Below are 26,501 nucleotides of genomic sequence, written 5' to 3'. Positions count from 1 at the left end.
TCCGGGCTTTAGAACAAGCCCAGGCTGCGACGCTCGATCGAGGGACAGGTGTCCATCACGACATCGAGGCCGGCCGCCTTCGCGCGGGCTGCGGCGTCCTCATCGATCACATCGAGCTGCAACCACACCGCCTTCGCGCCAATCGCGATTGCCTGGTCGACGATGTCGCCGGCGGCTTGCGAATGGACGAAAACATCCACCACGTCGATCGGAGCGCCGATCGCGCCGAGCGAAGGGTAGCCGCGCTGGCCATGCACCTCATCCGCAGAAGGATGAACCGGAACGATGGTGTGGCCCAACTGCTGTAGCAGGGCCGAGACGTTCCAGGCGGCCCGTGCCTTGTTCTTCGACAACCCCACGACCGCCCACCGGCCGGGGCTGGTCAGTAGATTACGGATGACGGTTGCATCGTTGACGTGCGTCATGCTCATAGTCTGCCCTATCGTGCCGACGGTGCCGCATCCGGTTTCGGAGTAGCGTTTAGCCATGAGCGATGAGTCTTACGACGCAGGGCAGTCAAATAAGGCAATGCGATTCGGCATGTTCATTCCGCAAGGCTGGCGTCTCGACCTGGTCGGAATCGACCCGTCCGAGCACTGGAACACGATGTCGAAGGTTGCGCAGCACGCAGACGCACACGAAGAGTGGGAATCAGTCTGGGTCTACGACCACTTCCATACCGTTCCGGCCCCCACCGAAGAGGCCACACACGAGGCATATACAGTGCTGTCGGCTGTGGCGGCGACAACATCCCGGGTGCGCCTGGGCCAGATGTGCACCTGCGTTTCCTACCGGAATCCCGCGTACCTGGCGAAAGTCGCCGCAACGATCGACATCATCTCCGGCGGCCGAATGGAACTCGGCATTGGCGCCGGCTGGTACGAACATGAATGGAAAGCCTACGGATACGGCTTTCCCCGGGCCGGCGAGCGGCTGGCCCGGCTGGACGAAGGCGTGCAGATCATTCGACAGCTCTGGCGCGACGGCATCTCATCCTTTACCGGCAAGCACTATCAGACCAGCGGCGCGCTCTGCAGGCCGTTACCCCTCCAGGAGGGCGGCATTCCGGTCTGGGTTGCCGGCGGCGGCGAGAAGAAGACGCTACGGATCGCGGCGGAATACGGCAACTACACCAACTTCGACGGAACGCTGGACGGATTCAGGCGCAAGTCCGAGGTTCTGGCTCAGCACTGCGCCGATGTCGGGCGTGATCCAGCAGAGATCACCCGTTCGGCGAACTACATCGTGATCATCGGCCAGACGGATGCCGAAGTCGAACATAAGATCGAGCGGCTGAATGACCGGATCAAGCCGTTCCTTGGCCCGGACGATCAAGACCAGGTGAACAGATGGACGTCCAGCCGCACCGCGATCGGAACACCCGAGCAGATCGTGGAGAACCTCTCCGCGCTAAAGGCGGCCGGGCTGGGCTATGCCATCACGGTCTTCCCGGACGCGGCCTACGACCTGTCGAGCGTCGAACTGTTTCAGCGAGAGGTGATTCCCGCGTTGCAGTAGCCGGCATCAGCCGAGCAGGTCGGGCTATGTCCAGCACTAGCCGGCGCTGATTTCCCGCTTGAGGATCTTGCCGGTCGGACCTTTCGGCAGCTCATCGACGATCCTCACCTCACGCGGATACTTGTAGGCCGCGACCCGCTCCTTGGCGAACTCACGGATTTCCTCGCATAAACGCGCCCTGGCCTCGTCGTCGTCCGCGGCCGCCTCGGCTTTAAGTGCGATCACGGCCACGATCTCCTCGCCGTGTAAATCGTCGGAACGTCCAACGACCGCAGCCTCGGCAATCGCCGGATGCGTGTACAGCACTTCTTCGATCTCGCGCGGATACACGTTGTACCCGCCGCGCAGGATCATGTCCTTGGTCCGGTCGACGATGAAGAAGAATCCGTCCTGGTCAATCCTGGCCAGGTCGCCGGTGCGGAACCAGCCATCGGGAATCGCGGCGGCAGTTGCTTCCGGACGATTCCAGTAGCCCTTCATCACGGCATGGCCGCGGACAGCTATCTCGCCCACCTCGCCCTGGGGCACGTCGTTGCCGTCGGGATCCACCACGCGGAGTTCGACGCCTTCCACCGGAGTTCCGATCGACCCTGCCTTCTGACCGACATCGAGCTGGTTGAAGCAGACAACGGGCGAGGTTTCCGACAGTCCGTAGCCCTCGATCATTGTCACGGAGGGGAAGACCGCGCCGAACTCGCGCAACACCTCCACCGGAAGCGCCGAGCCGCCGGACACGGCCACCCGCCACTTCGACACATCCGTGCTCTCCCGGCTCGGCGTCCGCAGAATTGCCACGTACATGGTCGGCACCCCGAGAAACACGGAGACACCGTCCCGGACCACGATCTCAAGCGCCTTAACCGGATCGAACTTCGGCAGCAGGGTCAGGGTCGATTGCGCAACGATGGTCGCGTTCATGGCACATGTCTGACCGAAAACATGGAAAAGCGGAAGCCCGCCGAAAACCACATCGTCTTCGGTGATCCGCATCAGATTTACCGAAACTTCGGCGTTCCGGCGCATATTCAAATGCGTCAGACTGGCGCCCTTTGGCTGTCCGGTCGTCCCGGAGGTATAGAGGACAACGGCTGTATCGTCGTCGTCCTGCTCGGTGATCTCCGTAATCGGCGTGGCCTCGGAAACCCGCTGCATGAACTGGCCGGAATCAACCACCACTACTTCGATGCCGAGCTCTTCGGCGGCCTTTCCGGCTTCTTCCGCGAATGTCTCCCAGGCAAGCACGATCGATGCGCCGGAGTCTTTCAGATGATAAAGAATTTCGCGGGCCTTGAGCAGCGGATTCATCGGCACGACAATCCCGCCCAGGCGCAGAATTCCGTAGTAAAGCGCCGGAACGTGTGGGACATTGGGCGTAATAAGTGCCACCCGTTCTCCGGCCGAGATCTCCTTCGCCCGAAGGAAGCCGGCCACCTTCATGCTGAATCCGTTGAGTGCCGAGTAGGTCAAGGTGAGATCGTCAAGCTTGATCGCGATGTTGTCCGGACGCCGTTCGGCCGCCAGCTGCAGATTATTGGCCAGGTTTGCTGCCACAGTTGGCATCTGATCTCCTTCGATCGTGACTAAGAGGTATCTTCTACATCTAAGTTACTCGGTAGTAACATAAGCTACTAGTACCGGACCGAAAATCTCCAGACTAAGAGGACGCGCGCCATGACCAACCTGTTCGCAACTACCGATGAACACGAGGAGCTGCGGGCCGCGGTTCGAAACGTGGTTGAGGCAAAAGTAGCCCCGTTCGCCGCGGATGTCGACGAGAACTCGCGCTTCCCGCAGGAGGCGCTCGACGCGCTCGTGGCGACCGACTTCCACGCGCCGCACATCCCCGAGGAGTTCGGCGGCGTCGGGGCCGACGCGCTGGCCGTTTGCATCGTGATCGAAGAGATCGCGCGTGGATGCGCATCGTCATCGCTGATTCCGGCGGTGAACAAGCTGGGAAGCATGCCGGTTCAGCTGGCCGGTTCCCAGGAGCTGAAGGCCAAGTACTTCCCGGCGGTCGCTCGTGGCGAGGCGATGTTCTCCTACGGACTCTCCGAGCGCGAGGCAGGTTCTGATACCGCGGCGATGAAGACCAGAGCGCGCCGGGTTGGGGACGACTGGATTCTCAACGGCTCAAAAGCCTGGATCACCAACGCCGGTGTTTCGAAGTTCTACACTGTGATGGCCGTCACCGATCCGGACGGCGCCCGCGGCCGGAACGTTTCCGCCTTCGTCGTTGAGGCGGATGACGCGGGATTCAGTTTCGGCGAACCGGAACGCAAGCTCGGCATCAAGGGCAGCCCGACCCGTGAACTGTACTTCGACAATGTCCGGATTCCCGGCGACAGAATCATCGGCGCCGAAGGCGAGGGGTTGAAGATCGCGCTGCGCACCCTGGATCACACCCGGGTGACAATCGCCGCGCAGGCGGTCGGAATCGCGCAGGGTGCCCTCGATTACGCGGTGAACTACGTTCAGCAGCGCCAGCAGTTCGGAAAGGCGATCTCCGAATTCCAGGGCGTGCAGTTCATGCTAGCCGATATGGCGATGAAGCTGGAGACCGCGCGGCAGATGATGTACGTGGCGGCTGCTAAGAGCGAGCGGACCGACAAGGATCTGGGCTTCTTCGGTGCGGCGGCCAAATGTTATGCGTCGGATGCCGCAATGGAGATCACCACCGATGCCGTCCAGCTCCTCGGCGGTGCGGGCTACGTTAAGGACCATCCGGTCGAGCGGATGATGCGCGACGCCAAGATCACCCAGATCTATGAAGGCACGAATCAGATTCAACGTATGGTGATGGCGCGCCATCTGATGAAGTGAGCGCCGTCCTCGGCATTCCGGTCGGCCGAGACGGTACTCAATCGGCAGATGACACGCCGACATCCGGAAGAACTCAGTTTGCTTTGAGGTTCAGCGACGATACTTGAGTTTTGTGAGTACCACGTCCCGCCCGCCCAGACTTTTGACTGACCCGCTTCGGCATCCCGAGGCATCAGAACCCGCGGTCAAAGACCGCCGGGCGTGGCTGATTATTCTGCTGACTCTATTCCTGCCGGGTAGTGCGCAGGTGATAGCAGGGAAGAAGGGCCTGGGTCGGCTCGGGCTGCGGGTATTCATCGGCTTTTGGCTCGTGGTTCTGATTGCCGTCGTCCTGCTGCTGGTCAAGCGGGACTGGCTTTTTGCTGCGGTCACGTCCTCATGGCTACTCGCCGTCGCCGCTGTCGTCCTGATCGCGCTGGCCATTCTCTGGGCGGTGCTTTTCGTCGACGCGTTCCGGCTGATCAAGCCGCCCCAGCTTTCCAGGAGGATGCGGGCGGCCACCGCCGGGACAGTCGCCGTGCTGATGGTGCTTACCAGCGGAGGGCTGGTGTACGGAGCCAGTTTGGTGAACAGTCAACGCGGGCTGATCAGCAGCATCTTCGGCGGCGGAAGTATCGCGAAGCCGGCCGACGGTCGCTACAACGTGCTGCTGATGGGCGGTGACGCCGGAAAAGGCCGGGTGGGTAATCGGCCGGACAGTATTTCGTTGGTCAGCATCGATGCCAAGACCGGGCGGTCCGTAATCTTCAGCGTCCCTCGCAACCTGCAGAACATTCCCTTCTCGGAGTCCTCGCCGATGCGTGCCGCTTACCCCCAGGGCTACAGCTGCGGTGACGAATGTCTGATCAACACGCTGTACGGCAAGGGCGAAGAGCACAAGGGCGAATACCCGGGAGCAAAAGATCCCGGTGCCGAAGTGATGAAGGACGCGGTTTCCGGAGTCACCGGCCTGGAGGTCCAGTATTACGCCATGATCGACCTCAAGGGCTTCGAGGACCTGATCGATGCCATGGGCGGCCTGACCATCACATCCGGAAAGCGGGTGCCGATCAGCGGTCCCGTCATCCCGGGTACCGACCGGCACACCGCCCCGCTCGGCTGGATTGAACCTGGCAAGCAGAAGATGGATGGGCACCACGCGCTATGGTTTGCCCGATCGCGCGAAGGCGCCAGCGATTACGAACGCATGGTGCGCCAACGCTGCGTGCAGAAGGCAATGCTCAAGCAGCTCGATCCGGGCACCCTGCTGACCCGATTCCAGAAGATTGCCGGCGCCGCCCCGGAGGTTGTCTCCACCGACATCCCCGAGGGCCATCTAGGCGGATTCGTCGATCTAGCGATCAAGGCCAAGTCCGAGCCGATCGGCGAAGCTGCCTTCGTTCCGCCGTTGATCACGCCGTCCAGGCCCGACTACTCGAAGGTGCGGGCAAAAGTCGAGGAGAAGATAGCCGCCTCGGAGCAGACCAAGGACAAGAACGCCGCCGGGAGCTCTGGTGTATCCGCGGGCTCGTTCGGCGTTCCTGCGAGCCTGGCCTCCGCCGGCCCGGCTGCAGCCGGGCCGGTTGCAGCCTCGAACTCGAAGGATAGCGACGAGGAGTCCGAGGCAAGCATCTGCTCGGTGGGCTAGCCGGTTTCCGGCACGGACGGTCCGGCGCTAGGTGTAGCGGATCACCGGAGTCTTGCCTGAGGTCCAGGTGATCGTGCCGCCCTGGAATGTCTGCACGCACTTGGTGCTTGAGCTGCACACCTCATTGGTCGTCGGGTACCGCAGGCGCCCGTTCTCCCACCCGGTGCCGGCCCACGCCTTTTGGATCGCACCCTTGGTCAGGTGCGCGCCGGACGCCGAGGACCAGTGGATCTTGCCCTTCTGGAACGACTGGTAGCAGCCGGAATCCCGCAAGCCGCACTTTTCGTTCGAGGTCGGGTAACCCATCGGCCCGTCCTGCCAGCCCGACGCCTGCCAGGCCGACCGGATCCCACCCGTGGTTATCTGGGCGGCCGTGTTGGCCGAGTAGTGGATGCTGCCTCCCTGGAATGTCTGGTAGCAGCCGGAGTCCTTCAGCCCGCAGCCCTGGTCACCCTTCGGATAGCCCAGCTTCCCGTTCTCCCAGCCCTGAGCCTCCCAGGCGGCACGAATCTTGCCGCGGGTGGCGTGGGCATCGGTATTGGCCGAGTAGTGGATGCCGCCACCTTCAAATGTCTGGTAGCAGCCGGAATCCTTCAGCCCGCAGCCCTGGTCACCCTTTGGATAGCCGAGGAAGCCGTTCTCCCAGCCAAGTGCCTGCCACTCGGTCCGGATGGCGCCTCGGGTCGCATGTGCTCCGGACTTCGACGTCCAGTGGATGCTGCCGCCCTTGAACTGTTGGTAACAGCCGGAGTTCTTCAGCCCGCACCGTTCCGGGCTGGTCGAGACGCCGAGCACGCCGGAGGCGCCGCCGAGTGCCCGGTAGACCGTGCCGATGGCCCCATGGACCGGGTAGGCGTCAGTTGAGCCGAACCAGCTGTTGTAGTAGCGCCAGAAGTTCCGGTTGCCGTAGGCGCTGCAGGAGTCACCAGTGCCGTTGAGATTGTTCAGGGCGGCCTGGTTGGGCTGGTAAGGAGTGTAGGTATAGAGCCCGGCGGTCGCCTGGTTCTGGATGTAGACGTTGCTGCCGCCGCAGTCCGTGTCGGGGTTGTACAAGATGTAGTTGCTACGTCCGGCCTGGTAGTTGTAGTTGCCGGGATTGGCCCGGTAGACCTTGTACTTCCAAGCAGCCATGTAGACCTGGTTGAAGAATCCGTAGTACTTGGAATCGCATGCCGCCGTATCGGGGCAACCGTATCCGGTCGCCTTTTGGTACTTCTCTGCCGTGGGCGCCGTGGAAGTGACGAGCCCTTGCTCCTTTTGCAGCAGCACGAGTAGCACCATCTGGCTGACGCCGCAGGCCTTGCCTACCCGGTAGATGATTGACGCGGATGTTTCGTTGGTCTGTCCGGTGTAGGCCTTGCAGTAGGCATCGGCCGCGCGGCTTCCCGAGGTTTGCCGATAGCTCTTCAGACAGGTGTAGCCGGAGGTGCAACTGGCCACCTTGCCGTTGAGGAATGTCTGAACCTCGGCCGCCGAGAGTGCGGCTGAGTCGTAGAAGAGCTCGTCGGTGATGATCTTGCCCGGCCGGAAGTCGCTGCCAGTCACAGCAGCGGCCGGCGCGGAGGTGGTCGCGGTAATGATGCCGTTGAAACCTGTGGCCGCGAGTGTCACGGCGCAGAGCAGCACAATGAGGCGTTTCGTAGCAGTGCGCATCAGGGGACCACCACCGTGGCAGGCGCTGACTCGCCGTAGTAGTCCGGTGACTCGTAGATCAGGATCGCTTTCCAGACCCCGCTGGCGAGTTTGTCGCGGGCGATGACGAAGTTCCCGCAGTCCGTCGTGGTCGCGCTGGCGCTTGCCTTCCGTTCAACGGTGACGGTGATGCCTTCGCGGCTGAGTCGCACGGTGCAGCTGCCGGAGGTTTCGAGCACGGAGCTCACGAAGCCGGATACCTCGACCCGGCCGTCGGCGGCATGCCAACCGGCGAAACTCACGATCGGTGTCACTCCCTGCTTGCCGCTTACGCCTGAGGACTCCGACGGGCTCGGTGCGGCGTCCTCTTCCTGCGGCGGTCCAGCGGGAGGCTCTTCGGTTTCCGGTGTGGCCGGCACCGTCGCCGAGGGTTCCGGGCCTGTGGATTCGGTCTCGTTCGGGGCCGGTTCGCTCGGAGTCGATCCGGATTCCGCGACTGAGGGTGATGCGGTGGATCCGGCTGCTACCTGCGCGGAGTTATCCCGGCCGCCGGACGAGCCGGACGTGAGTTGGAACACCGTAAAAACGGCGAACGCAATCAGCGCGAGAAGCACCGCCCCGACGACGAGCTTGCGCGGTCTGCGCAGCGATAAATGGCGTGTGTGCATTTGACAGTGGATCCGAATCTAATGTCTGGCGCCGCCAAGTCACCTGGATCGGCAATCTGGCAACTAGGGGAAGTCGACACCATCAGTCTCAGTCAAAAACCAGTCCGACACGCCGGAATTTGATAACGAATTGGACATATTGTGCAAATTTCAATCGGACCGTGACCATTTCGGGATAAAGTTCGAGCCGTTCAACCTTGTTCTTCCTCCACTTCCCTCATAGGTGAAACATGCGCTTTATCAGTTGTGCCCTTGCCCTTGCCCTCGGCTCGTTTGCGATAACCGTCCCCGCCTTCGCCACGGAACCTTCCGGGGTCTCCGCTGCGGCTGTCACGCCGGATATCGAGAATTACAGCCTGACCGCCGTAGCTGCCTCGGGACTGAAACTTCCCGGCGCCGACGACGCAAGTGACGGCTCGGCCGCCCAGGCTGGGGGAGCGGCGAAGGGTGCTTCGTTCTCGGGTTCCCTTGCGACCGGAACCTCGCCCTTGTCGAAGGATACTTCTGTGTCCGGATCGGATCAGGGCTCGAAGACTCCGGCGCCGAAGTCCGCGCCGTCGGAGACGACCGAGCCAAAGCAGCAGACGACCGAGCCAAAGCAGGAGTCGACCGAGCCAAAGCAGAAGTCCGCGCCGACGCCAGATGCGGAGCCCTCAGAAACGCCGTCCGAGGAGCAGGAGCCTGAGACCAAGGATGGCGCCGAGATCGCCGCTCTTACGCCAAGCATCTCGGTCGGGGGCGGGGCGCCGAACCTGGTCGGTGTGACCTGGTCCGGGTCCAGCAGTGCCGATATCGAGGTTCGCCAGCGCAGTGAGGACGGCACGTGGCTGGACTGGCAGCCACTCGAAGTGGAGAACGCCGCCGACGGCGCGGAGCGGGCTAACCAGCGCGCAGGAACCGAACCATTCGTCGTGACCAATGCCAGCGACATCCAGGTGCGAGCCCTGGGCAGCAGCGCGCCGGCACAGGCGAAGGTCGCCGTGATCGACCCGGGCACGTCATCGGCAGATGCGGCCAGCGTCTCACAGAACGCTCCCGCCGCACCGGCAAGTCTCGCCGACCCCGCGGCCGACCCTGCGGAGCAGGGAGCCGCCGATGCGGCCGTGGCCAGCGATGCGATGGCTGCCACTGCGGCCGCCAGTGAGGCCGTGCCAGCTGCCGCGGCGCCCGCCGCCGTGGCCAAGCCGGCCATCGGCAGTCGGAAGTCCTGGGGCGCCGATGAGGGAATCCGTCGTGGCTCACCCAGCTACGGCACGGTCAAGGCCGCCGTCGTGCACCACACCGCGGGATCCAGCAGCTACACGGCCGCACAGGTTCCGTCAATCATCCGCGGCGTCTATGCCTACCACGTGAAGAGCCGTGGCTGGAACGACATCGGCTACAACATCATCGCCGACAAGTACGGCCGGCTCTGGGAAGGACGCTACGGCGGCCTGGACAAGGCCGTCAGCGGGGCGCAGGTCGAAGGGTACAACTCCACTACGTTTGGCATCTCGACGCTGGGCACCTTCACCGGATCCGCGCCGCCTGCAGCCAGCATCACCGCGGTGAACAAGGCAATCGCGTGGAAGCTCTCCCTGGCCGGAGTGAAGGCCGGAGCGACAACGACGCTTAACGGCAAATCCCGACCTACCATCATCGGTCACCGCGACATCGGCCAGACCACCTGCCCCGGGGCGGCCTACTACAGCAAGCTGCCCGGAATGCGGACCGCGATCAAGTCGATCCAGGGCGGCTCAAGCAGCACGCCCGACGCAAGCACCTCGAAAATCGCCGCCAAGTACAAGAGCCTCGGCGGCACGAGTTCCTTCCTGGGCAGCGCGGCCGGCAAGCAATTCCCGGTTGCCGGTGGCTGGGGCCAGAAGTACCAGCACGGTTACATCTACTACTCAAGCGCTTACGGCGCTCACGAGGTTCACGGGCGGGTAGGCTCCAAGTTCGCCAGCGCGAAGGGCCCGGCAGGAATCCTGGGCTTCCCGAAGACCGACGAAACGTGCGGCCTGAAGGGTGGCGGCTGCTATCAGACCTTCCAAAAGGGCGGCATCCACTACACGTACAAAACCGGCGCCCGGATCACCACCGGAGCGGTCAGGACCAGCTGGCAGAACTCGGGCTGGGAAAATGGCGTGCTTGGCTACCCGAAAGGCGATCAGAAGTGCGGGCTGAAGAACTCCGGTTGCTACCAGACGTTTGAAAAGGGCAGTATCCACTGGACCGCCAAGACCGGCGCGCGGATCACCACCGGTGCCTTCCGCGACGCGTGGAGCTCCGCCGGCTGGGAAAATGGCACGCTCGGCTATCCGACCGGAAACCAGAAGTGTGGCCTGAAGGGCAATGGCTGCTACCAGTCGTTCCAGGGCGGCAGTATCCACTACACAGCGAAAACCGGCGCACGCATCACAACCGGTGTGATTCGGGCGGAATGGGAAGATGCCGGCTGGGAGAACGGCAAGCTGGGCTACCCGACCGCGAATATGCGCTGCGGGTTGAAGGACGCTGGCTGCCGGCAGACTTTCCAGTACGGCGCCATCCACTGGACCAAGAAGTTCGGTTCCCGGATTGAGCACGGCGCCATCAGCGCGAAATGGCTCAGGATGTCGCGGGAGAGTGGACGGCTCGGGTACCCGGTCAGGGACGAAGTCTGCGGCCTGAAGAGCAACGGTTGCTACCAGATGTTCGAACGAGGTTCGATCCATTGGACATCGAAGAGCAATGCGCACTTCACCAACGGCGCCATCCAGACCCGGTGGGCCGCGCAGGGATACGAGAACGGAAAGCTGGGCTATCCGACGAACGATGAGACCTGCGGTCTGAAAAACCGTGGTTGCTACCAGAAGTTCCAGGGCGGATCGGTGCACTGGTCGTCGAAGTCGAATGCCTGGATCACCCGTGGCGCGATTCAGGAGTACTGGGGCAAGCTGAAGTACGAGAACGGCCGGCTCGGCTATCCGGTCGGCAACGAATCGTGCAATGGGGCCAAGACGCAGTGCGAGCAGAAGTTCCAGGGCGGCACGCTGCTGTGGAAAAAGGGCAAGTCGGTCACCGAAAAAAAGGTGACGACCGACAGGGCAAGCCAGGTATTGGCGATAGCCAAGAGCTATCTCGGCACGAAGTACGTCTATGGCGGCAGCACGCCGTCAGGCTGGGACTGCTCGGGATACACCTCTTACGTTTATCGGAAGGTCGGCGTGAACCTGCCTCGCACCTCAGGAGCGCAGGCCAAGGCAGGCAGGGTGGTGTCGGCATCCGCCGCCAAGCCGGGCGACCTGGTATACCGACCGGGCCACATCGGTATCTACGCCGGGAAGGGCATGATGTACGACGCGGGTTCCACCCGGTCGAACACGGCGTACCGCTCGTTCTCCTGGATGGGAAACGTCACATTTATCAGAGTGCTCTAACCGCGCCGACGATCGGTTAGGCTCCCAGTTGAGCCGGCCACGGGGAAATGACGTCAGACGGAGAGAATCGCTTGCACCTGCTAGAGAACACGATCCGCAACTACGATTGGGGTGCAACGAGCGGCATCCCCGAGATCCTAGGCCGCGAGCCGGACGGGTCGCCGCAGGCTGAGCTCTGGATCGGCGCCCACCCCGGCGCTCCGTCGCACCTTCCCGAGCTGAATGCGACGCTGGACGTCTACATCGCACAGCACCCGGGGCAAACTCTCGGCTCGGCTGTTCGCGAGGAGTTCGGCGATCGGCTTCCATTCCTGATGAAGCTGCTGAGCGCGGGAACGGCATTGTCGATTCAGGCGCATCCCAGCGCAGAGCAGGCAGCGGATGGCTACGCGAGCGAGGAATTTGCCGGGGTGCCGCGCGATGCAGCCGGCCGCAACTTCAAGGATCCCTACCACAAGCCGGAAATGGTCTATGCGCTGACCGAGTTTCATGCGCTCTGCGGCTTCCGCCCGGTCGGTGAGACCTTGAGCACGCTGGAGCTTTTCAGCTCCGACGGCCCCGTCCTGCAGGAGCTGTGCGCGGCCCTGGCCGATGACGATGCCGCTGCCGCCATCGAGAGCTGCGTGCGGAGAATCCTGGAAGGCGGCGCCGACGTCGAGCGGCTGACTGCTGCCATCTCCGGCCAGGCTATCGAGCTGGTCGAGGCGGCCGATGACGATCTTCGTCCGTCGATTGCGACGGTGATTGAGCTTTCGAAGCAGTATCCGAACGACCCAGGCATCCTGCTTTCTCTCTTCATGAACCGGGTTGTGCTTCACCCGGGGCAGGCGTTGACGCTTCCGGCCGGGAACATTCACGCCTACCTGAGCGGACTTGCGGTCGAGGTGATGGCTGCATCGGATAACGTGCTGCGCGGTGGCCTTACGACCAAGAACATCGACATCCCGGAACTGCTCAGGGTCCTCGACTTTCATCCGTTTCCGGTCCGCCTGGAGCGCCAGTCTTCCATCGCCCACAGCACGGTGATCGCGCCGGCAGTGCGTGAGTTCCAGCTTCAGCGGATTGTGCTCACCGACGGACAGGCGCCGCTGGAGCACAACGGTCCCGCTGTCGGCCTCTGTATCGACGGTGACTTGACCCTGAGCTCCGGACAGGGAAAGCAGCTCAAGGTCGGCAAAGGCGTTTCATTCTTCGTCGGTGCAGAGGAAACCGATGTGCGGATCAGCGGGCACGGCACGCTGTTCATCACCACGGTCGGCCAGCGAGCAGGCGCCGGTAAGCAGCGTCCATCCGGTACGGCAGGCATGGCAGACGCGACAGACACGGCAAGGAAGTAAAAGCTATGAGTTGGTTGGTCACCGGCGGGGCCGGATACATCGGGGCGCATGTGGTCAAGGCCCTGCGCGAACAAGGCATGAATGCGGTCGTGATCGACTCGCTGTCCAGCGGGCACCGTGACTTCGTTCCGGACGATGTGCCGTTTGCAGAGGCGAGCATCCTGGATGTGGACGCGGTGCGCGACGTTCTGCGCGAGCACAACGTGTCCGGAGTCATTCACCTGGCCGGATTCAAGTACGCCGGAGTGTCGGTCGACAAGCCACTGCTGGCCTACCAACAGAACGTCACCGGAACGGCTGCCCTGCTGGAGGCGATGGCGGCAGAGGATGTCGGCAACATCGTGTTCTCGTCGTCCGCGGCCACGTACGGCACGCCCGATGTGGATATCGTCACCGAGCAGACCCCGGCCGCGCCGGAATCACCCTACGGCGAGAGCAAGCTGATCGGGGAGTGGCTAATCCGAGATCAGGCACGCGCAGTCGGCCTGCGGCACACCTCGCTGCGGTACTTCAACGTCGTCGGTTCCGGAGCCCCCGAACTCTTCGACAGCAGCCCGCACAACCTGTTTCCGCTGGTGCTAACCGCCCTGACCAGCGGCGGAACCCCGCGAATCAACGGCACGGACTACCCGACGCCGGATGGAACCTGCGTGCGTGACTACGTGCACGTCGCGGATCTCGCCACGTCTCATGTGGTCGCCGCCCGCAGGCTGCTGAACGGCGAGGAACTCGAGCCGGTGTACAACCTCGGCTCGGGCGACGGTGTCTCGGTGCGGGAAATCATGGCTGCTGTCGCCAGGGTTACCGGGATCGATTTCCAGCCGCTGGAAGCCGCCCGGCGCCCCGGGGACCCAGCCCGGATCGTGGCCTCCGGAAATCTCGCCGCCCGCGACCTGGACTGGAGGATGCGACACACCCTGGACGATATGGTTGCCAGCGCATGGCGGGCGCAGGAGCAGGCTGCGCAGTAGCTCGCTCAGGCGCTAAGTCAGCACAGGAATCTCGGAGAAGTCGCCGATGATGAGTTCCGGGCCGGTCTTCTCCTGAACCTCGTCGACCGAGACGCCCTGGGCGACCTCGACCAGAGTCAGGCCATCTTCATCCACATCGATCACGGCGATGTCGGTAATGATCCGATGAACCACTTTCTTGCCGGTGAGTGGAAGTGTGCACTCGGTGACGATCTTGTGGCTGCCGTCCTTGGCGACGTGTTCCATCAGCACTATCACCCGCTTGGCGCCGTGCACCAGGTCCATCGCGCCGCCCATGCCCTTGACCATCTTGCCCGGGATCATCCAGTTCGCGATGTCGCCAGCGCTGGACACCTGCATCGCCCCGAGGATGGCGGCATCGATCTTGCCGCCGCGGATCATGCCGAAGCTGGTCGCCGAGTCGAAGTATGAGGCTCCGGGCAGCATGGTGACGGTTTCCTTGCCCGCGTTGATCAGATCGGGATCCTCTGTGCCGCGGACCGGGTACGGCCCGACGCCGAGTAGTCCGTTCTCTGATTGCAGCACGAGTGTGGCATCGTCGCGGACATAGTTCGGTACCAGCGTTGGCAGGCCGATCCCGAGGTTGACGTATGAGCCGTCGCTGAGTTCGGCGGCCGCGCGGGCAGCCATCTGGTTTCGTGTCAACGCCATCGTTCAGCCCCCGGTTACTTCGTCTGATCCAGCAGGGGATTCCCGCACGGTAAGTTTCTCGATGCTCTTGGCCGCCGCCTGCTCGGGCGTGAGCTCGATCACGCGGTGCACGTAGACACCAGGCAGGTGCACATCGTGTGGATCGATCTCGCCAGGTTCCACCAGCTTCTCGACCTCGGCGATTGTGATCTTTCCCGCCATCGCGGCAACTGGGTTGAAGTTGCGGGCCGAAGCATGGAAGACGAGATTGCCGTGCCGGTCGCCGATCGCTGCCCGCACCAGGGCGAAGTCGGTGGCGATCGCTTCTTCGAGCACGTAGGTCATTTCCTCGCCAAAGGTCGAGAACACCCGGGTGTCTTTCGGCGGTGACGCGATCACGACCGAACCTTGCGCGTCGTACTTCCAGGGCAGGCCGCCCTCGGCAACCTGCGTTCCAGCGCCGGTTATGGTGTAGAAACCCGGGATGCCGGACCCGCCGGCCCGAAGCCGTTCTGCCAGCGTGCCTTGTGGCGTGAGCTCGACCTCCAACTCGCCGCTGAGGTACTGGCGGGCGAACTCCTTGTTCTCGCCGACGTACGAAGCGATGATCCGCCGGAGCCGGTGGGCACCCAGCAGCAGGCCGAGCCCGGCGCCGTCCACGCCCGCGTTGTTCGACACGGCTTCGAGGTCGCCGGCGCCCTGCTCAAGCAGTGCCTGGATCAGCACCGTGGGAATGCCGCACAGCCCGAATCCGCCGACAGCCAATGACGATCCGTCTGGAATATCAGCGACTGCCTCGGCAGCGCTTCTGACCACTTTGTCCATGGCTTAATCCTGCCATGCAGCCTGGCGCGGCATTCGCCTCGGGCGGTCCGGCCTGCAAGTTCCTCAGTCCGCGATGCGCTCCGCCGCCCTGATCGCGGCCAGTTCATCGGCGACGGTGCAGCTGGTGGCCACGATGGTCTCTCCGCATCCCAGGTCGGCGATCGCGCCGATCAGGAAGTCCGCCACCGGGGTGCCCGCCGCAACGAGGCGGCTCCGGGCGGGGGACTGGTCGCCGGTCTCCTCGGCCAGCTGCCGGTATGTCCTCGGCGCCGCTTCGCCGGCTGGAACGGTCGAGAGCGCGGCCGCCGCCGGATCGTCCGGGTGCAGCGGCGTGAACACATCCGGCTGGTTCCGCACCTCGGTGTTGTAATCCAGTGCAGCGCCGGGATCGCCGCCGAAGGTCATCGCCAGCCCCGGCAGTGCGACGGCGAGTACGGTTTCGGCCCTGTCCGCATACCGGACCGGGTCCGTTGTGAAGAGAACGTCGGCTCGGGGCAGCTCGCCGGGTTCTCCCTGGTCGGCTCGTGACGTCACGACCTCCGCTCCGACCGCCCAGGCGGCTAAGGCAAAGACCAGCGTCCGCCAATGCGTGCCGGTCGCCAGCATGACGCGATCGCCCGGCTGGACGTCCAGTTCGTCGGCGAGGAGGTTGGCGGTTTTAGCCACCCAGTTATCCAGCACCCGGCCGGAAAGCTCGATGCGTTCGGCTGATTCGCCGTACCAGACGATGCTTGGTGAGCTGCTTGCCCGAATCCGGGCGAGCAGACTATGCGGAAAACTCATGGTGGAGCCTCTCGATGATTGATCAGTGCTGTCGCCTGGTCGCGACGTGAACCTCGACGACGTCGACCCGCCCATCCGGCCGCCAACTTGTGTGCGGCCGGCCGGTCAGGCCCTCGGCCCAGAGCGCGGTCTCGAGCCGCTGGATCAGGGAACCAAGGGCAAGAGTTGCGACCATCAGCGGATGGGCGCCCGGTTCGCTGGCTTCGAGCCGGTGCAGGCCACCCTCGGACAGCGATATCCGGACGACGGCGCCGGCCGAGCGGGACCGGAGACTCCACGCGGCCAGACCGGGAAGCGGAGATGTGCCGGCGGTGGCCACCGCGATGGCGCGGTTGACCCTGGAAGGCACGTCGTCGTGGTCGGCGTCGGCAGGTGGCGGGTCGACCTCGCCGGTCCGCAGGCCAAGGCTGGACCGGATCGCCTCGACATGGCCGAATCGGAACCAGTCGGTCGCCTCCGTACGATTCAGCGATCCGGAGTCCTGGCCGCCGACGCCGCCCGAGACTACCCATCGTCCGAGTCCGCGAACCAGAGCCACCGGCAGGCCACGTGACTTCTCCTTGACCAGGTCCGCGGCCGAAGCAATCTCATCTGCGAGCGCCCGAACCGTTACCTTCAACTCGGAACCAAGCGCATCCTGCCTGCCGCGGAGATCGTCGAGCAGTACGACGCCTGAGGAGCCAAGGGCGAAGTCGGTAACCCCCTGGCGCCAGGGCCGCGAGGATGTGTCGGTAACGATCACGCCGAGGTCCACCCCGAAACGTTCATGCAACCCGTTGCGGATCGCCGCGGCCGAGCTATCCGCGTCATGCGGAAGCAGCAGGGCGTAGCCGGTCGGAACGTTGGACGTGTCGATGCCGGCGGCAGCCATCACCGGGCCTGCCGCGGACTCCACGATCTGGGTGATGCCCCCGGATGAGGATCGCTCGGCCACTACCCGATGGCTTTGTTCGGTGATCAGTCCTTCCCGGTCGGCCCTGGTGGCGATCGGAACGAATCGCCCCTCAGCCTTCGCGACGACCTTCGAGGCAACAGTGACGATATCACCGTCGCGCAGCTCGATTCCGGCCGCACGGATGGATCGGGAGATCACTATCGCGAGATTGTCGCCGGCCTGAATCTCCGGAATCTTCGGTACCGCAAACAGTGAGATCAGCAGCGCATCGTCGGTGCTCATCCCCGGCCCAACTCATCCGGCCCCGGCCATAACTGCTGCTTCGCTGGGACCTGGTTCGTCTTTACCGGGTGTGCCAGGATCCAGGACGCCAGCGCTGGAGGGTTTCGCTCGGCCGACCACTCGGCGACAAGCTCGTCGGCGGTGGCCTTGCCGGGGGAGTGCCAGGTCTTGTCTCCGGCCAGGCCGAGCACCAGTCCGCGGGTACCTCGCAATGCCTCCTTGACTCCGGGCAGTTGCAGTGCCGGGACTAGCGTCAGTTCCGGGTCGCCACGCTGGGAGAGGATCACGATATCCGACTTTCTGATCGCGTCCAGAACCCCGGGAGCTGTGGTGGCCGTGTCGAGCCCGGAAAATGCCAGTCGTTGCGGCTGCTGTTGTCTGCCGCCGCTCAGCCATTGCTGGACGTGCACGGCAACCGCTGGGCGCTCGGCGCCGTCGTCGGCCAGGACGACGTGGGTTTCGATCGGGTCGTCGCTCAACGGGAGCAGCGCGTACGGCGGGTTCCACCGGGCAGACAGCGCCTGTGTCACCTGGGAGAGCGAGTATCCCAGGCCGAGCAGCCTGGTACGAAGGATCAGCGTCGCCATCTCCCGGTCGGTCAGCTCGTACCAGAGCCCATCGACTCCGTAGCCGGTCAGCTCCCGGTGCACGGCGCCGGAATCGGTGGTTCGGACCGCGCTCGGCATCGCGTACATCAGGGCGTCCAGATCCGGGCAGGAACGGAGTCCGTGCACTGTCAGGTCGCTTGCTGTATTCGCAACGACTGTGACGCTGTGATCGGGCTCCGCATCGCGTAGCGCGAGTATCAGCTCGACGTCAGCAGACGTGGCCGCCAGAACGGTGATGTGCATAGTTAGATCTTGTCATTTTCTTGAGATTTTTTTCGCAACGCTGAAGCGGATGGGACGTACCTCTCAAAACACCACAGCTTGTGCTTCGAGGCTGGTGTCTACACAACCTGTGGGGACAGGTAGGGTCGCCTTATAGAACACGAGTTCGCTTCGTCTTGGCTAGGGGACTTCCCCCTGTAGTTCTCTATCAGTCCGGGGCTTGACTTAGGTGCAATGACACGCATGTAATTTCATTTATGTAAGACATCGAATCGTTTGATGTTGAGGACGATTTTCTTGGCGAAGGGGGAAGCATCGTGGGGTTTGCTGAGAAGCGGGCAGAAGAGCTCGCCGAACCACAAACCGGAGTAGGCTCTCGCCTCGCCGAAGACTGGTTTGTTGATCCAACCACACCTCGGCCGTCATTTACGCCGGATCCGCTGAGTGTCGACCCGGTCGGGCTGGAGCCGGTTAAGCAGCCGGTCACCGAGATCGCTCCGCTGTCACTGCTTTTCGGCGGTCCGGCAGAGGTCGGCAGGCTGGGCTGGCAGGATGAAGCGTTGTGCGCGCAGACCGATCCGGAGGCCTTCTTTCCGGAGAAGGGTGGATCGACCCGTGAGGCAAAGCGGGTGTGCACCACATGCGACGTGCGCTCGGAATGCCTGGAGTACGCGCTCGAGAATGACGAACGGTTTGGTATCTGGGGTGGGCTTTCCGAGCGTGAACGCCGCAAATTGAAGAAACGAGCTGTGTGAGTCTTCGTGTTACCGCCGTCGTAGTTTCCCACGACGGCGAGGCGTACCTTCCGCGGACGCTGGCAGCGCTTCGCGCGCAGAGTCGACCGCTCGACTTTACTGTCGGCGTCGACACCGGATCCCGGGACTCGAGCAGTGAACTCCTCGAGCAAAATGTCGACCAGGTGGTCGGTGTCCCGCGCACCACTGCTTTCGGCGCCGCGGTTGCCCGCGCCATCGAATCGTTGCCGCCGGTCGAGGATGCCGCCCGGGAATGGCTGTGGCTGATCCACGACGACTCGGCACCGGATGTCCACGCGCTCGAGCAGCTGCTGATAGCCGTCGACCTGGCGCCGTCGGTCGCTGTCGTCGGCTGCAAGCAGCTTGACTGGGACGATCCCAAGCTGCTCCGTGATGTCGGGCTGACCACGAGCCGGTGGGGCCGCCGGATGACGTTGCTATCGCCAGGCGAGGTCGACCAGGGACAGTACGACTCGCGTTCCGATGTGCTCGCGGTCAACAGCGCCGGCATGCTTATCCGGCGGGATGTGTGGGACGCGCTGGGCGGTCTGGACCACAACCTCCGGCTTTTCCACGACGACATCGACCTCTGCAAACGCGCGCGACTTGCAGGCCACCGGGTCGAGGTGGTGCCGAACGCCAGAATGTTCCACGCCGAGGCGGCGAGTAATGGCCTGCGTTCCGGCGGTGCCCTGGATCACTCGGTGATGCGGACCGAGCGCCGGAATATGATCTTCAGCCGGCTGGTGCACGCGCCGGCATTCCTGCTGCCATTCCATATCGTGATCAGCCTGCTCTCCGGTCTCGGCCTTGCCTTGTTCCGGATTGCCGCCAAAGAGCCGGGAAGCGCCGGCCGGGAGATCGGCGGCAGCATCGACGCCGTCATCCGACCGGGTCGATTGGCGACGTCGCGCAGACGTGCCCGCCGAACCCGCAGCGCCCCGCGATCGTCGCTTTCCGCCCTGTACGCCGAACCGAGAGACGTGTGGCGCACCATCCGGGAGAACATGGCGACCGCTCCGATAGCGCGGGACGCAGACCCGGATGCCAGCACGAGCCACCAGGAAACTTACGTGCACGATTCGTCCGCGACAGCGGGCGACACCTCTGGGGTGGTGGAGGAATTCTCCCCGCTCGATACCCTCGGCGCGCCGCGCCGGCGAATCTGGACGCATCCAGCCGTGCTCACAGTTTTCGCACTCGCGATCCTGGGTGTCCTCGCGCTGTTCCGGCTGATCGGCGAAGGACATGTCGTCGGCGGAGCACTCAAGGAAGCAACGCTGACTCTTGGGCAGCTGAACTGGTCGGCGGTCAGTAACTGGAACATCGCCGGCCTTGGCCACCCAGCGGCGGCGGACCCATTTCTGGCCGCGCTGGTTCCGCTGAGCCTGCTGGCTGGCGGCTCGCCGTCGGTTGCCGTCACCGCACTACTTGTCTGCGCGCTGCCACTGGCCGGACTCGGTGCCTGGGTCGCTGCCGGCTGCGTCACCGGCTCGCGCGGCGTCCGGTCCTGGACTGCCCTGGTCTGGGCTGCGATGCCGCCCCTGACATTGGCCATCAACGAGGGACGGCTGGGTGCGATCCTGGCACACGTCCTGCTTCCGTGGTGCGTTCTAGGCATGGTCCGGGCGATCGGTGCCGCGCGCGCCTGGCGCTACACCGGGCGTCCGGGAACCTCCGGGATTCCGTCATGGTCGGCCGCGGCCGCCGGAGGGCTTGCCCTGGCGGGCGTCAGTGCCGGAGCGCCCGCGCTGCTCCCTGCGATAGCCGTTCTTGTCGTGGTACTTGCAATCGCCGCCCCCAAAGGGCGCAAGAAAACAGTGCCGTGGCTGCTCATCCCGTCGCTTGCGCTATTCGGCCCGTATCTGGTCGAGCTGGTCAGGAACCCGCGTCTTATAGCTGCGGATCCCGGTGCGCTGCTCGCCTCGACACCTGCGCCGGCATGGCAGCAGGTGCTGCTGCAACCTGTTCAGGTAGCGCCCTGGCCCTGGTTGGACGCCCTGCTGGGCGGACTCGGCGAAATAGTTCCGATTGTGGTCTGGGCGCCGGTTGTCCTGGTTGCCATCCTTGCGCTGCTGCGCAGTGGCTCCGTCGCCCGCGGAATCAGACTCAGCTGGTTTGCTGTCCTGCTCGGCCTCGCAACCGCAATCGTCAGCGGACAGATCGCCGTTGGATCGACAGCCGATCAGCTCGTCGCCAGTTGGCCCGGGAGCGGCGTCAGCCTGCTTGGCGGAGGACTACTGGCCGCGAGTGTGGCCGGAAGCCTGAACCTCAGACGCAGACTGTCGGCCCCCCGAATCAGCCGCACGCTTCGGCCAGCGGTCGCGGTGCTGGCCGTGCTTGCGGTGCTTGGCCCATTGACGGCGATCGGCGTCTGGACCGGGCAGAACCTGACGCAGGCCGCGCCGGACTCGAAACTTACCAGGACCGCCGGCCTGGCGATCCCCGCAGTTGCCGGCGACCAGGGGCTCGGATCCGACCGAACCCGCACGCTGATGTTGAGCCACGTCGATGGTGAGCTGACCGGGCAGTTGCTTCGCGCGGACGGCCAGACGATCGCCTCGACCTCCGCGGTTGTCAATGCCCGCTCGGTGAGTGGAGCCCCGGGGCAGCAGAAGGCCGCCGGACTCGACGACGCCCAAGCCCAACTGGGCGCAGCGATCGCCGCCGTGACCGCGGGATCAGGGGGCGATCCTCGTCCGGTAATGTCCGGTCTCGGCATTGGATTCGTCGTACTCTCCGACGCGATGAGCGAGCCACGAGGGGTCAATGCGCCGCCGCGAGGAATTGAACCCGCCGAGAAGGTCGCCGCCGAGCAGGAGTTCGGGTCTCTGAACGACTCGATCTCGGCGGCAATCGACACCTGCGCCGGACTGACCAGAGTAGGAAATACCAGCGTTGGCCTGCTATGGCGGGTCGAGCCCGGCACGAGCGGAGACGATGCACAGGGTGCGGCGCCGGATCGTCCGGCCAGGGTCCGGATTCTGGACTCCGACGGCCGCCAGCTCGGCGTCGTCGCCAGCAAGGCGGTGACGGTCGACGCCCGGGTACCGGATGCCGAATCTCCGCGGACGATCGTGCTGGCCGAGCGGGCAGACGACGGCTGGCGCGCCTGGCTGAACGGTAAGGAACTTGCGGCCGGCTCCGACGGCTGGGCGCAGAGCTTCGAGTTGCCGGCGGATGGCGGCGATCTGGTTATCAAGCACTCGCCACGATTCGGCTGGCTCTGGCCGATCGGCCAGGGAATCGTCCTGTTGCTTGCGGTGCTGCTGGCCATCCCGCTGCCAGGTCGGCGCCGCGCTCCGGCCGGCGGCAGCGGAACCCGGATCCGATCGACGACTCCGGTCCCAGTAACGGCAGGAGGTGACGAGTCATGACCGATAGAAATGGCCCCGAACCAGCGCAGAAGTCAGGCAAAAAGTCAGCCGCGAACCGGCGCGAGATCAGAACCAGGCAGGCGAAACGCTCCAGGGTGCTCTCCAGGACCTTCTCGGTCGCCGGAGCAGTTGTGGCGGTCGGCGCCCTCGCTGCGGCCGGTAGCCTCTATCTGCCAGGGACCGACTCCGACGCTCGCGGCGCTGCCGCGGTGCCGGTACCGGCCGCCGACCTCATCACCGCGTGTGCCGGTCCTGCCGGCCTCAGCTCGGGCGATGCCGAGGGTACCGATACCGAGTTCGCCCCAGACGCCTCGGATTCCAGAAACTGGTTCGACGTGGTCTCCTCGCCGTTCGGCGCCGGCACGGATAGCGCAACAGCCGACTCCTCGCAGTTCACGGTCAACGCGCTCGGCACTGACCGGCTCGGCGAGACCCTGGCGACAGGTGACGCGGCCAGCCAGGCACGGGTCGTGGCCAACAGGAAGCTGACCGCGGGTTTGCGGGTTAACGGCACGGTGGCCGACGCCGTCCCCGCGCAGGTTGGCGCGGTACAGGGGTCTCTCGCGACCGAAGGCGACCTGCGCGGATTGGCAACGGAGCAGTGCGCGCGTGGCGGTTCCGACTTCTGGTTGGTTGGCGGTTCCACCGAGGTCGGCCGGTCCAGCAGGCTGATCGTTTCCAATCCGACCGAAACGGCCTCGACCGTGACTGTCGACGTTTATGGCGCCGAAGGCCGGGTCGAGGTGTCCGGCGCCGAGGATCTGCTAGTCGCTCCCGGGGCAGGACGGTCAGTTCTGCTGGAAGGATTGGCTCCGGACCAGGGCCAGTTGGCCGTGCACGTCAGTTCTCGTGGCGGCCTGGTCTCGGCCGCAATGCAGCACAGTGTGCTGCGTGGTCTGCAGCCAGGAGGCGTTGACTTCGTCGGCCCCAGCGCGCGCCCGGCGACAAGCCAGTACATTCCGGGAATCGCGCTTCGCACGAAGCCGTCGTCAGACCCGCAGTACCAGGATGCAGGTGCCGCCCTCAGGATCGGCGTTCCGGGTTCGGCCCCGGCCAGGGTCTCGCTGAAACTCTATGGCAGTGACGGAATCATCGACCTCGGTGAACGAAGCACCGCCGAAGTTTCCGGCGAGAGCGTTATCGACATTCCGTTGAGCAGTGTTCCGGATGGCGTTTACGGCGCGGAACTCAGCTCGGATGTGCCCATCGTCGCCTCCGCCCGAATCGCCCGGCAGGGCTCCGAGTCGGACCAGGCACCGGAAGGGGCAACTGATTTCGCCTGGATCGGGTCGACGCAGGCGCTAGCCGGGGAACAGCAGGCGGTACTGCCATCCGGTGTGGCCTCGACCGTCGACCTGACCGCGCTCGACGGTGAAGGATCGGTCGTCGTGCGCGGTGTCGGCTCCGACGGCGTGCTCGGCGACGCTCGAACTGTCGACGTGCCGGCAAGTACTACCGTGTCGCTCAATCCCGCTGAATTCGTGGCGCAGGGAAAGAAACCGGCCGCAGTTCTGTTAACCCCCGCTGAAGGGTCTGCCAGGGTGATTGGAGCGACGGTTGTCACGGCGGACAGCGATGGCGGCGAGCTGATCTCGGCGATGCCGGTGCCGGCCAGTCCGCCAGGCGGCAGCTCGGTCGACGTCCGGATTGCGAACTAGCTGCCTCCCGCGTACCCCGGGTCTATCTGTTCGGGTTCCATGCCCAGCAGGGCAGCGACCTGTTCGACCACGACGTCGTGCACCAATTCGGCAAGGTCGTCCGGGTCGGCAGCGCGGGTTTCGACCGGCCGGCGATAGACCACGATGTGCGGCGGCTGCCTGTCGTCGCCCGGATACAGCCGGCCGAGCGGAACCTGGCCGAACTCCCAGGGCGCCGGATCGACCGGCGGGACGGTCTCGACCGCGAACTGCAGGCCGGCCATCTGCTCGGCCCAGGTCCGCCGAAGGCGATGGGCGGCATCGAGTACCAGCTGATCGAACCGGTCTGCCCGGCTCCGTGCCGCAGGCACCGGCGGCCGCAACAAGGTTCCCCGGAGTCCGCGGCCGTGCCGCTCCCGCCGACGCTGTAGCTTGATCGGCGGAGTGTGCAGGGAACGAGTCCCCTTTGCACGGTCGTGACGAGCCATACCTGAACTCTAATCGACTTTGCGCCGCAGGTAGTGCGGTCGGCTGCGCGGTCCGCCGACGGTTAGCGCGCGCCGTGTTCGCCCGAGGCATGGACAACCGGTACGCTCGTGTCTTGTGGCTCATGTTCGTCAGTGTTCTCGTACCGCTTGCCGGGGCACGGCAGTCTCGACTTTGACGTACGTGTACGCCGATTCAACTGTCGTCCTCGGCCCGTTGGCAACCTACGCCGAGCCGCACTCGTACGACCTGTGCGGCGAACACGCGCAGCGCTTCACCGCACCCCGTAACTGGGACGTGCTCAGGCTTTCACCCGGTGAAACCCCGCCGCAACGCAGCAAGGACGACCTGTTGGCCATCGCCGACGCAGTTCGCGAGGCCGGCCGTCCGCAACCGGCTCCGGAAAGCTCCCGGCCGCACTCCGAGCCGGATAGCAGCACGGAGACCGGCAGACGCGGACATCTGCGAGTACTTCGCGACCGCGGTTCGGCCGCACCGGAAATCTAAGCGAAACAGCTACCAGCCCAGGAGAAGAATGTCGTCAGTGGATCTCAGCTCCGTTGTGAAGACCTACGACGTCAGAGGACTTGTTCCGCAACAACTCAACGCCCCCGTTGCCCGGGCCCTCGGCGCGGCCTTCGCAACTGTCGTCGTGATACCGAGCGGCAGGACCGGCATCGTGATCGGCCACGACATGCGCCCCTCATCTGAAGAACTGGTTGAAGCGTTCTCGGACGGCGTCACTCGCGCAGGCATCGACGTCAGCAATATCGGGCTGGCGTCGACCGACGAACTCTATTACGCCTCCGGTGCGCTGGACGTTCCAGGCGCAATGTTCACCGCAAGTCATAACCCGGCTCGCTACAACGGCATCAAGCTGTGCGGGCCGGCCGCCCGGGGCATCAGCCAGGACACCGGACTGGCCGAGATGTCCCGGCTCGCCGAGGAATACCTGTCGTCCGCCTCGCTGGATGCCGCACTGCCCAGCGCGGAAGTTTCGGGACGCTACCAGGAACGCGATCTGCTGGCCGACTACGCCGCCAAGCTGCGCGGCCTTGTCGACCTCTCCGGGATCCGGCCGCTGAAGATCGTGATCGATGCGGGCAACGGAATGTCCGGTCTGACGGTCCCTGCGGTGCTCGGAGCCGCCAATGACCTGGAACGGCTGCCGCTGGAGATCATCGAGCTGTTCTTCGAACTGGACGGAAACTTCCCCAATCACGAAGCGAACCCGCTCGAACCGGACAACCTGCGTGACCTGATTGCCGCGGTCAAACAACACGACGCCGATCTCGGGCTTGCCTTCGACGGCGATGCGGACCGCTGCTTCGCCGTCGACGAACGTGGCGTGCCGGTGAGTCCGAGCGCGGTGACCGCCCTGGTGGCCGAGCGGGAGATCGCCCGGGCACGCGCGCTCGGCGAGGAGCGGCCAGTGGTCCTGCATAACCTGATCACCTCGCAGTGTGTTCCGGAGACAATTGCGCGCGCCGGCGGTCGCGCGATCCGTACCCGGGTCGGCCATTCGCTGATCAAAACCGAAATGGCACGAACCAGCGCCGTCTTTGCCGGAGAGCACTCCGCGCACTACTACTTTCGTGATTTCTTCGGCGCCGACACCGGCATGCTCGCCGCATTGCACCTGCTCTCGGCGCTGGGACACACAACTGGAACCTTGTCAGAACTGGTTGCCGAATACAGTCAGTACGTCGCAAGCGGTGAGATCAACTCGACGGTGCAGGATGCACAGGTCGTGCTCGAGGCGGTGCGCCAGGCTGCCCGGTCGGGGGAGTTCGGGACTGCCGAGATCGACGAGCTGGACGGGCTGACCGTTTCCTATCCCGCCGACGGCTGGTGGTTCAACCTCAGGCCGTCGAATACCGAGCCGTTACTCCGGTTAAACTGCGAGGCACAGGACATCGGTTCGATGTCATCGATCCGGGACCGGGTGCTCGCCATCATCGCCGATACCGGTTCGCGCCCTTAAAAATTACCCGAAGTCACAACGA

The 26,501-nt window shown here is 64.4% G+C and carries 21 protein-coding genes; 11 read left to right on the top strand and 10 right to left on the bottom strand.

Annotation, left to right across the window (positions count from 1 at the left end; all coding sequences use genetic code 11):
• Window positions 1-8 precede the first annotated feature (8 nt).
• Window positions 9-425 (bottom strand): CoA-binding protein, encoded by a 417-nt coding sequence (locus LWF01_RS11355; RefSeq protein ID WP_349637504.1) that lies wholly within the window; start codon window positions 423-425, stop codon window positions 9-11.
• A gap of 103 nt (window positions 426-528) precedes the next feature.
• Between LWF01_RS11355 and LWF01_RS11350 the strand changes: the two genes are divergently transcribed.
• The gene (locus LWF01_RS11350; RefSeq protein ID WP_349640902.1) at window positions 529-1,518 is read left to right on the top strand and encodes an LLM class F420-dependent oxidoreductase; all 990 of its coding nucleotides are present in this window, start codon (window positions 529-531) and stop codon (window positions 1,516-1,518) included.
• A 36-nt stretch (window positions 1,519-1,554) separates the two neighbouring features.
• On the opposite strand, the gene LWF01_RS11345 is transcribed toward LWF01_RS11350, so the two are convergent.
• Window positions 1,555-3,078: a long-chain-fatty-acid--CoA ligase gene (locus tag LWF01_RS11345; RefSeq protein WP_349637503.1), complete on the bottom strand. Its 1,524-nt coding sequence runs from the start codon at window positions 3,076-3,078 to the stop codon at window positions 1,555-1,557.
• Between the two features lie 111 nt (window positions 3,079-3,189).
• On the opposite strand from LWF01_RS11345, the gene LWF01_RS11340 reads away from it, so the two are divergent.
• On the top strand, window positions 3,190-4,338 hold the full coding sequence (locus tag LWF01_RS11340; RefSeq protein ID WP_349637502.1) for an acyl-CoA dehydrogenase family protein: 1,149 nt from the start codon (window positions 3,190-3,192) through the stop codon (window positions 4,336-4,338).
• Between the two features lie 112 nt (window positions 4,339-4,450).
• On the top strand, window positions 4,451-5,965 hold the full coding sequence (locus LWF01_RS11335) for an LCP family protein (protein WP_349637501.1): 1,515 nt from the start codon (window positions 4,451-4,453) through the stop codon (window positions 5,963-5,965).
• A gap of 27 nt (window positions 5,966-5,992) precedes the next feature.
• Here the strand turns inward: LWF01_RS11335 and LWF01_RS11330 are convergent, their stop codons facing one another.
• Both LWF01_RS11330 and LWF01_RS11325 read right to left on the bottom strand, forming a co-directional pair.
• A complete protein-coding gene (locus LWF01_RS11330; RefSeq protein WP_349637500.1) occupies window positions 5,993-7,618 on the bottom strand; it encodes an LGFP repeat-containing protein in 1,626 nt (541 codons plus the stop codon).
• Entirely contained in the window at window positions 7,618-8,265 is a 648-nt protein-coding gene (locus tag LWF01_RS11325) for a hypothetical protein (protein WP_349637499.1), read from the bottom strand. Before LWF01_RS11325 ends, LWF01_RS11330 begins: the two co-directional genes overlap by 1 nt.
• Window positions 8,266-8,495: 230 nt before the next feature.
• On the opposite strand from LWF01_RS11325, the gene LWF01_RS11320 reads away from it, so the two are divergent.
• The 3 genes from LWF01_RS11320 (at window position 8,496) to galE (ending at window position 13,974) form a co-directional block, all read left to right on the top strand.
• A complete protein-coding gene (locus LWF01_RS11320) occupies window positions 8,496-11,666 on the top strand; it encodes an NlpC/P60 family protein (protein WP_349637498.1) in 3,171 nt (1,056 codons plus the stop codon).
• Between the two features lie 71 nt (window positions 11,667-11,737).
• Complete coding sequence (manA, locus tag LWF01_RS11315; protein WP_349637497.1) at window positions 11,738-13,003, top strand: mannose-6-phosphate isomerase, class I; 1,266 nt, start codon at window positions 11,738-11,740, stop codon at window positions 13,001-13,003.
• Between the two features lie 5 nt (window positions 13,004-13,008).
• On the top strand, window positions 13,009-13,974 hold the full coding sequence (galE, locus tag LWF01_RS11310) for a UDP-glucose 4-epimerase GalE (RefSeq protein WP_349637496.1): 966 nt from the start codon (window positions 13,009-13,011) through the stop codon (window positions 13,972-13,974).
• Window positions 13,975-13,986: 12 nt separating this feature from the next.
• Here the strand turns inward: galE and LWF01_RS11305 are convergent, their stop codons facing one another.
• The 5 genes from LWF01_RS11305 to LWF01_RS11285 all read right to left on the bottom strand — a co-directional run bounded on the left by LWF01_RS11305 (window position 13,987) and on the right by LWF01_RS11285 (window position 18,261).
• Complete coding sequence (locus LWF01_RS11305; protein WP_349637495.1) at window positions 13,987-14,646, bottom strand: CoA transferase subunit B; 660 nt, start codon at window positions 14,644-14,646, stop codon at window positions 13,987-13,989.
• A 3-nt stretch (window positions 14,647-14,649) separates the two neighbouring features.
• Window positions 14,650-15,450 carry a CoA transferase subunit A gene (locus LWF01_RS11300; RefSeq protein ID WP_349637494.1) on the bottom strand — a complete coding sequence of 267 codons (801 nt, stop codon included), beginning with the start codon at window positions 15,448-15,450 and terminating at the stop codon, window positions 14,650-14,652.
• 63 nt (window positions 15,451-15,513) lie between these two features.
• Window positions 15,514-16,233 (bottom strand): TIGR03089 family protein, encoded by a 720-nt coding sequence (locus LWF01_RS11295; protein WP_349637493.1) that lies wholly within the window; start codon window positions 16,231-16,233, stop codon window positions 15,514-15,516.
• 22 nt (window positions 16,234-16,255) lie between these two features.
• On the bottom strand, window positions 16,256-17,410 hold the full coding sequence (gene cofE, locus LWF01_RS11290; protein ID WP_349637492.1) for a coenzyme F420-0:L-glutamate ligase: 1,155 nt from the start codon (window positions 17,408-17,410) through the stop codon (window positions 16,256-16,258).
• The gene (locus LWF01_RS11285) at window positions 17,407-18,261 is read right to left on the bottom strand and encodes a 2-phospho-L-lactate transferase CofD family protein (RefSeq protein WP_349637491.1); all 855 of its coding nucleotides are present in this window, start codon (window positions 18,259-18,261) and stop codon (window positions 17,407-17,409) included. The genes cofE and LWF01_RS11285 overlap by 4 nt, the downstream gene beginning before the upstream one ends.
• A gap of 470 nt (window positions 18,262-18,731) precedes the next feature.
• Here LWF01_RS11285 and LWF01_RS19280 point away from each other — a divergent pair, with 470 nt between their 5' ends.
• The 3 genes from LWF01_RS19280 to LWF01_RS11270 are packed head-to-tail and all read left to right on the top strand — an operon-like array spanning window position 18,732 to window position 24,030.
• Window positions 18,732-18,995, top strand: coding sequence for a WhiB family transcriptional regulator (locus tag LWF01_RS19280; protein WP_432762022.1), 264 nt, complete (start codon window positions 18,732-18,734; stop codon window positions 18,993-18,995).
• Window positions 18,992-22,372, top strand: coding sequence for a glycosyltransferase family 2 protein (locus tag LWF01_RS11275; protein WP_349637489.1), 3,381 nt, complete (start codon window positions 18,992-18,994; stop codon window positions 22,370-22,372). Before LWF01_RS19280 ends, LWF01_RS11275 begins: the two co-directional genes overlap by 4 nt.
• The gene (locus LWF01_RS11270; RefSeq protein WP_349637488.1) at window positions 22,369-24,030 is read left to right on the top strand and encodes a DUF5719 family protein; all 1,662 of its coding nucleotides are present in this window, start codon (window positions 22,369-22,371) and stop codon (window positions 24,028-24,030) included. The genes LWF01_RS11275 and LWF01_RS11270 overlap by 4 nt, the downstream gene beginning before the upstream one ends.
• Here the strand turns inward: LWF01_RS11270 and LWF01_RS11265 are convergent.
• The gene (locus tag LWF01_RS11265; RefSeq protein ID WP_349637487.1) at window positions 24,027-24,497 is read right to left on the bottom strand and encodes a metallopeptidase family protein; all 471 of its coding nucleotides are present in this window, start codon (window positions 24,495-24,497) and stop codon (window positions 24,027-24,029) included. The two genes, LWF01_RS11270 and LWF01_RS11265, sit on opposite strands and share 4 nt — an antisense overlap.
• A 115-nt stretch (window positions 24,498-24,612) precedes the next feature.
• On the opposite strand from LWF01_RS11265, the gene LWF01_RS11260 reads away from it, so the two are divergent.
• Complete coding sequence (locus LWF01_RS11260; protein WP_349637486.1) at window positions 24,613-25,002, top strand: DUF3499 domain-containing protein; 390 nt, start codon at window positions 24,613-24,615, stop codon at window positions 25,000-25,002.
• Window positions 25,003-25,030: 28 nt separating this feature from the next.
• Window positions 25,031-26,479: a phosphomannomutase/phosphoglucomutase gene (locus LWF01_RS11255; protein ID WP_349637485.1), complete on the top strand. Its 1,449-nt coding sequence runs from the start codon at window positions 25,031-25,033 to the stop codon at window positions 26,477-26,479.
• The last annotated feature ends 22 nt before the right edge of the window (window positions 26,480-26,501 follow it).

Source organism: Saxibacter everestensis (assembly GCF_025787225.1).
Taxonomy (GTDB): domain Bacteria; phylum Actinomycetota; class Actinomycetes; order Actinomycetales; family Brevibacteriaceae; genus Saxibacter; species Saxibacter everestensis.
Note: the sequence above shows the minus strand (reverse complement) of the source record. Positions and strands in the feature narration are given on the sequence as shown.

What these genes read in the sequence shown, in the direction of transcription:
- LWF01_RS11330 (WP_349637500.1), bottom strand. Translation starts at nt 7,618, where the DNA reads ATGCGCACTGCTACGAAACGCCTCATTGTGCTGCTCTGCGCCGTGACA.
- LWF01_RS11285 (WP_349637491.1), bottom strand. Translation starts at nt 18,261, where the DNA reads ATGCACATCACCGTTCTGGCGGCCACGTCTGCTGACGTCGAGCTGATA.
- LWF01_RS11300 (WP_349637494.1), bottom strand. Translation starts at nt 15,450, where the DNA reads ATGGACAAAGTGGTCAGAAGCGCTGCCGAGGCAGTCGCTGATATTCCA.
- LWF01_RS11270 (WP_349637488.1), top strand. Translation starts at nt 22,369, where the DNA reads ATGACCGATAGAAATGGCCCCGAACCAGCGCAGAAGTCAGGCAAAAAG.
- LWF01_RS11345 (WP_349637503.1), bottom strand. Translation starts at nt 3,078, where the DNA reads ATGCCAACTGTGGCAGCAAACCTGGCCAATAATCTGCAGCTGGCGGCC.
- LWF01_RS11355 (WP_349637504.1), bottom strand. Translation starts at nt 425, where the DNA reads ATGACGCACGTCAACGATGCAACCGTCATCCGTAATCTACTGACCAGC.
- LWF01_RS11325 (WP_349637499.1), bottom strand. Translation starts at nt 8,265, where the DNA reads ATGCACACACGCCATTTATCGCTGCGCAGACCGCGCAAGCTCGTCGTC.
- LWF01_RS11265 (WP_349637487.1), bottom strand. Translation starts at nt 24,497, where the DNA reads ATGGCTCGTCACGACCGTGCAAAGGGGACTCGTTCCCTGCACACTCCG.
- LWF01_RS11295 (WP_349637493.1), bottom strand. Translation starts at nt 16,233, where the DNA reads ATGAGTTTTCCGCATAGTCTGCTCGCCCGGATTCGGGCAAGCAGCTCA.
- galE (WP_349637496.1), top strand. Translation starts at nt 13,009, where the DNA reads ATGAGTTGGTTGGTCACCGGCGGGGCCGGATACATCGGGGCGCATGTG.
- LWF01_RS11320 (WP_349637498.1), top strand. Translation starts at nt 8,496, where the DNA reads ATGCGCTTTATCAGTTGTGCCCTTGCCCTTGCCCTCGGCTCGTTTGCG.
- LWF01_RS11305 (WP_349637495.1), bottom strand. Translation starts at nt 14,646, where the DNA reads ATGGCGTTGACACGAAACCAGATGGCTGCCCGCGCGGCCGCCGAACTC.
- cofE (WP_349637492.1), bottom strand. Translation starts at nt 17,410, where the DNA reads ATGAGCACCGACGATGCGCTGCTGATCTCACTGTTTGCGGTACCGAAG.
- LWF01_RS11255 (WP_349637485.1), top strand. Translation starts at nt 25,031, where the DNA reads ATGTCGTCAGTGGATCTCAGCTCCGTTGTGAAGACCTACGACGTCAGA.
- LWF01_RS11350 (WP_349640902.1), top strand. Translation starts at nt 529, where the DNA reads ATGCGATTCGGCATGTTCATTCCGCAAGGCTGGCGTCTCGACCTGGTC.
- LWF01_RS11340 (WP_349637502.1), top strand. Translation starts at nt 3,190, where the DNA reads ATGACCAACCTGTTCGCAACTACCGATGAACACGAGGAGCTGCGGGCC.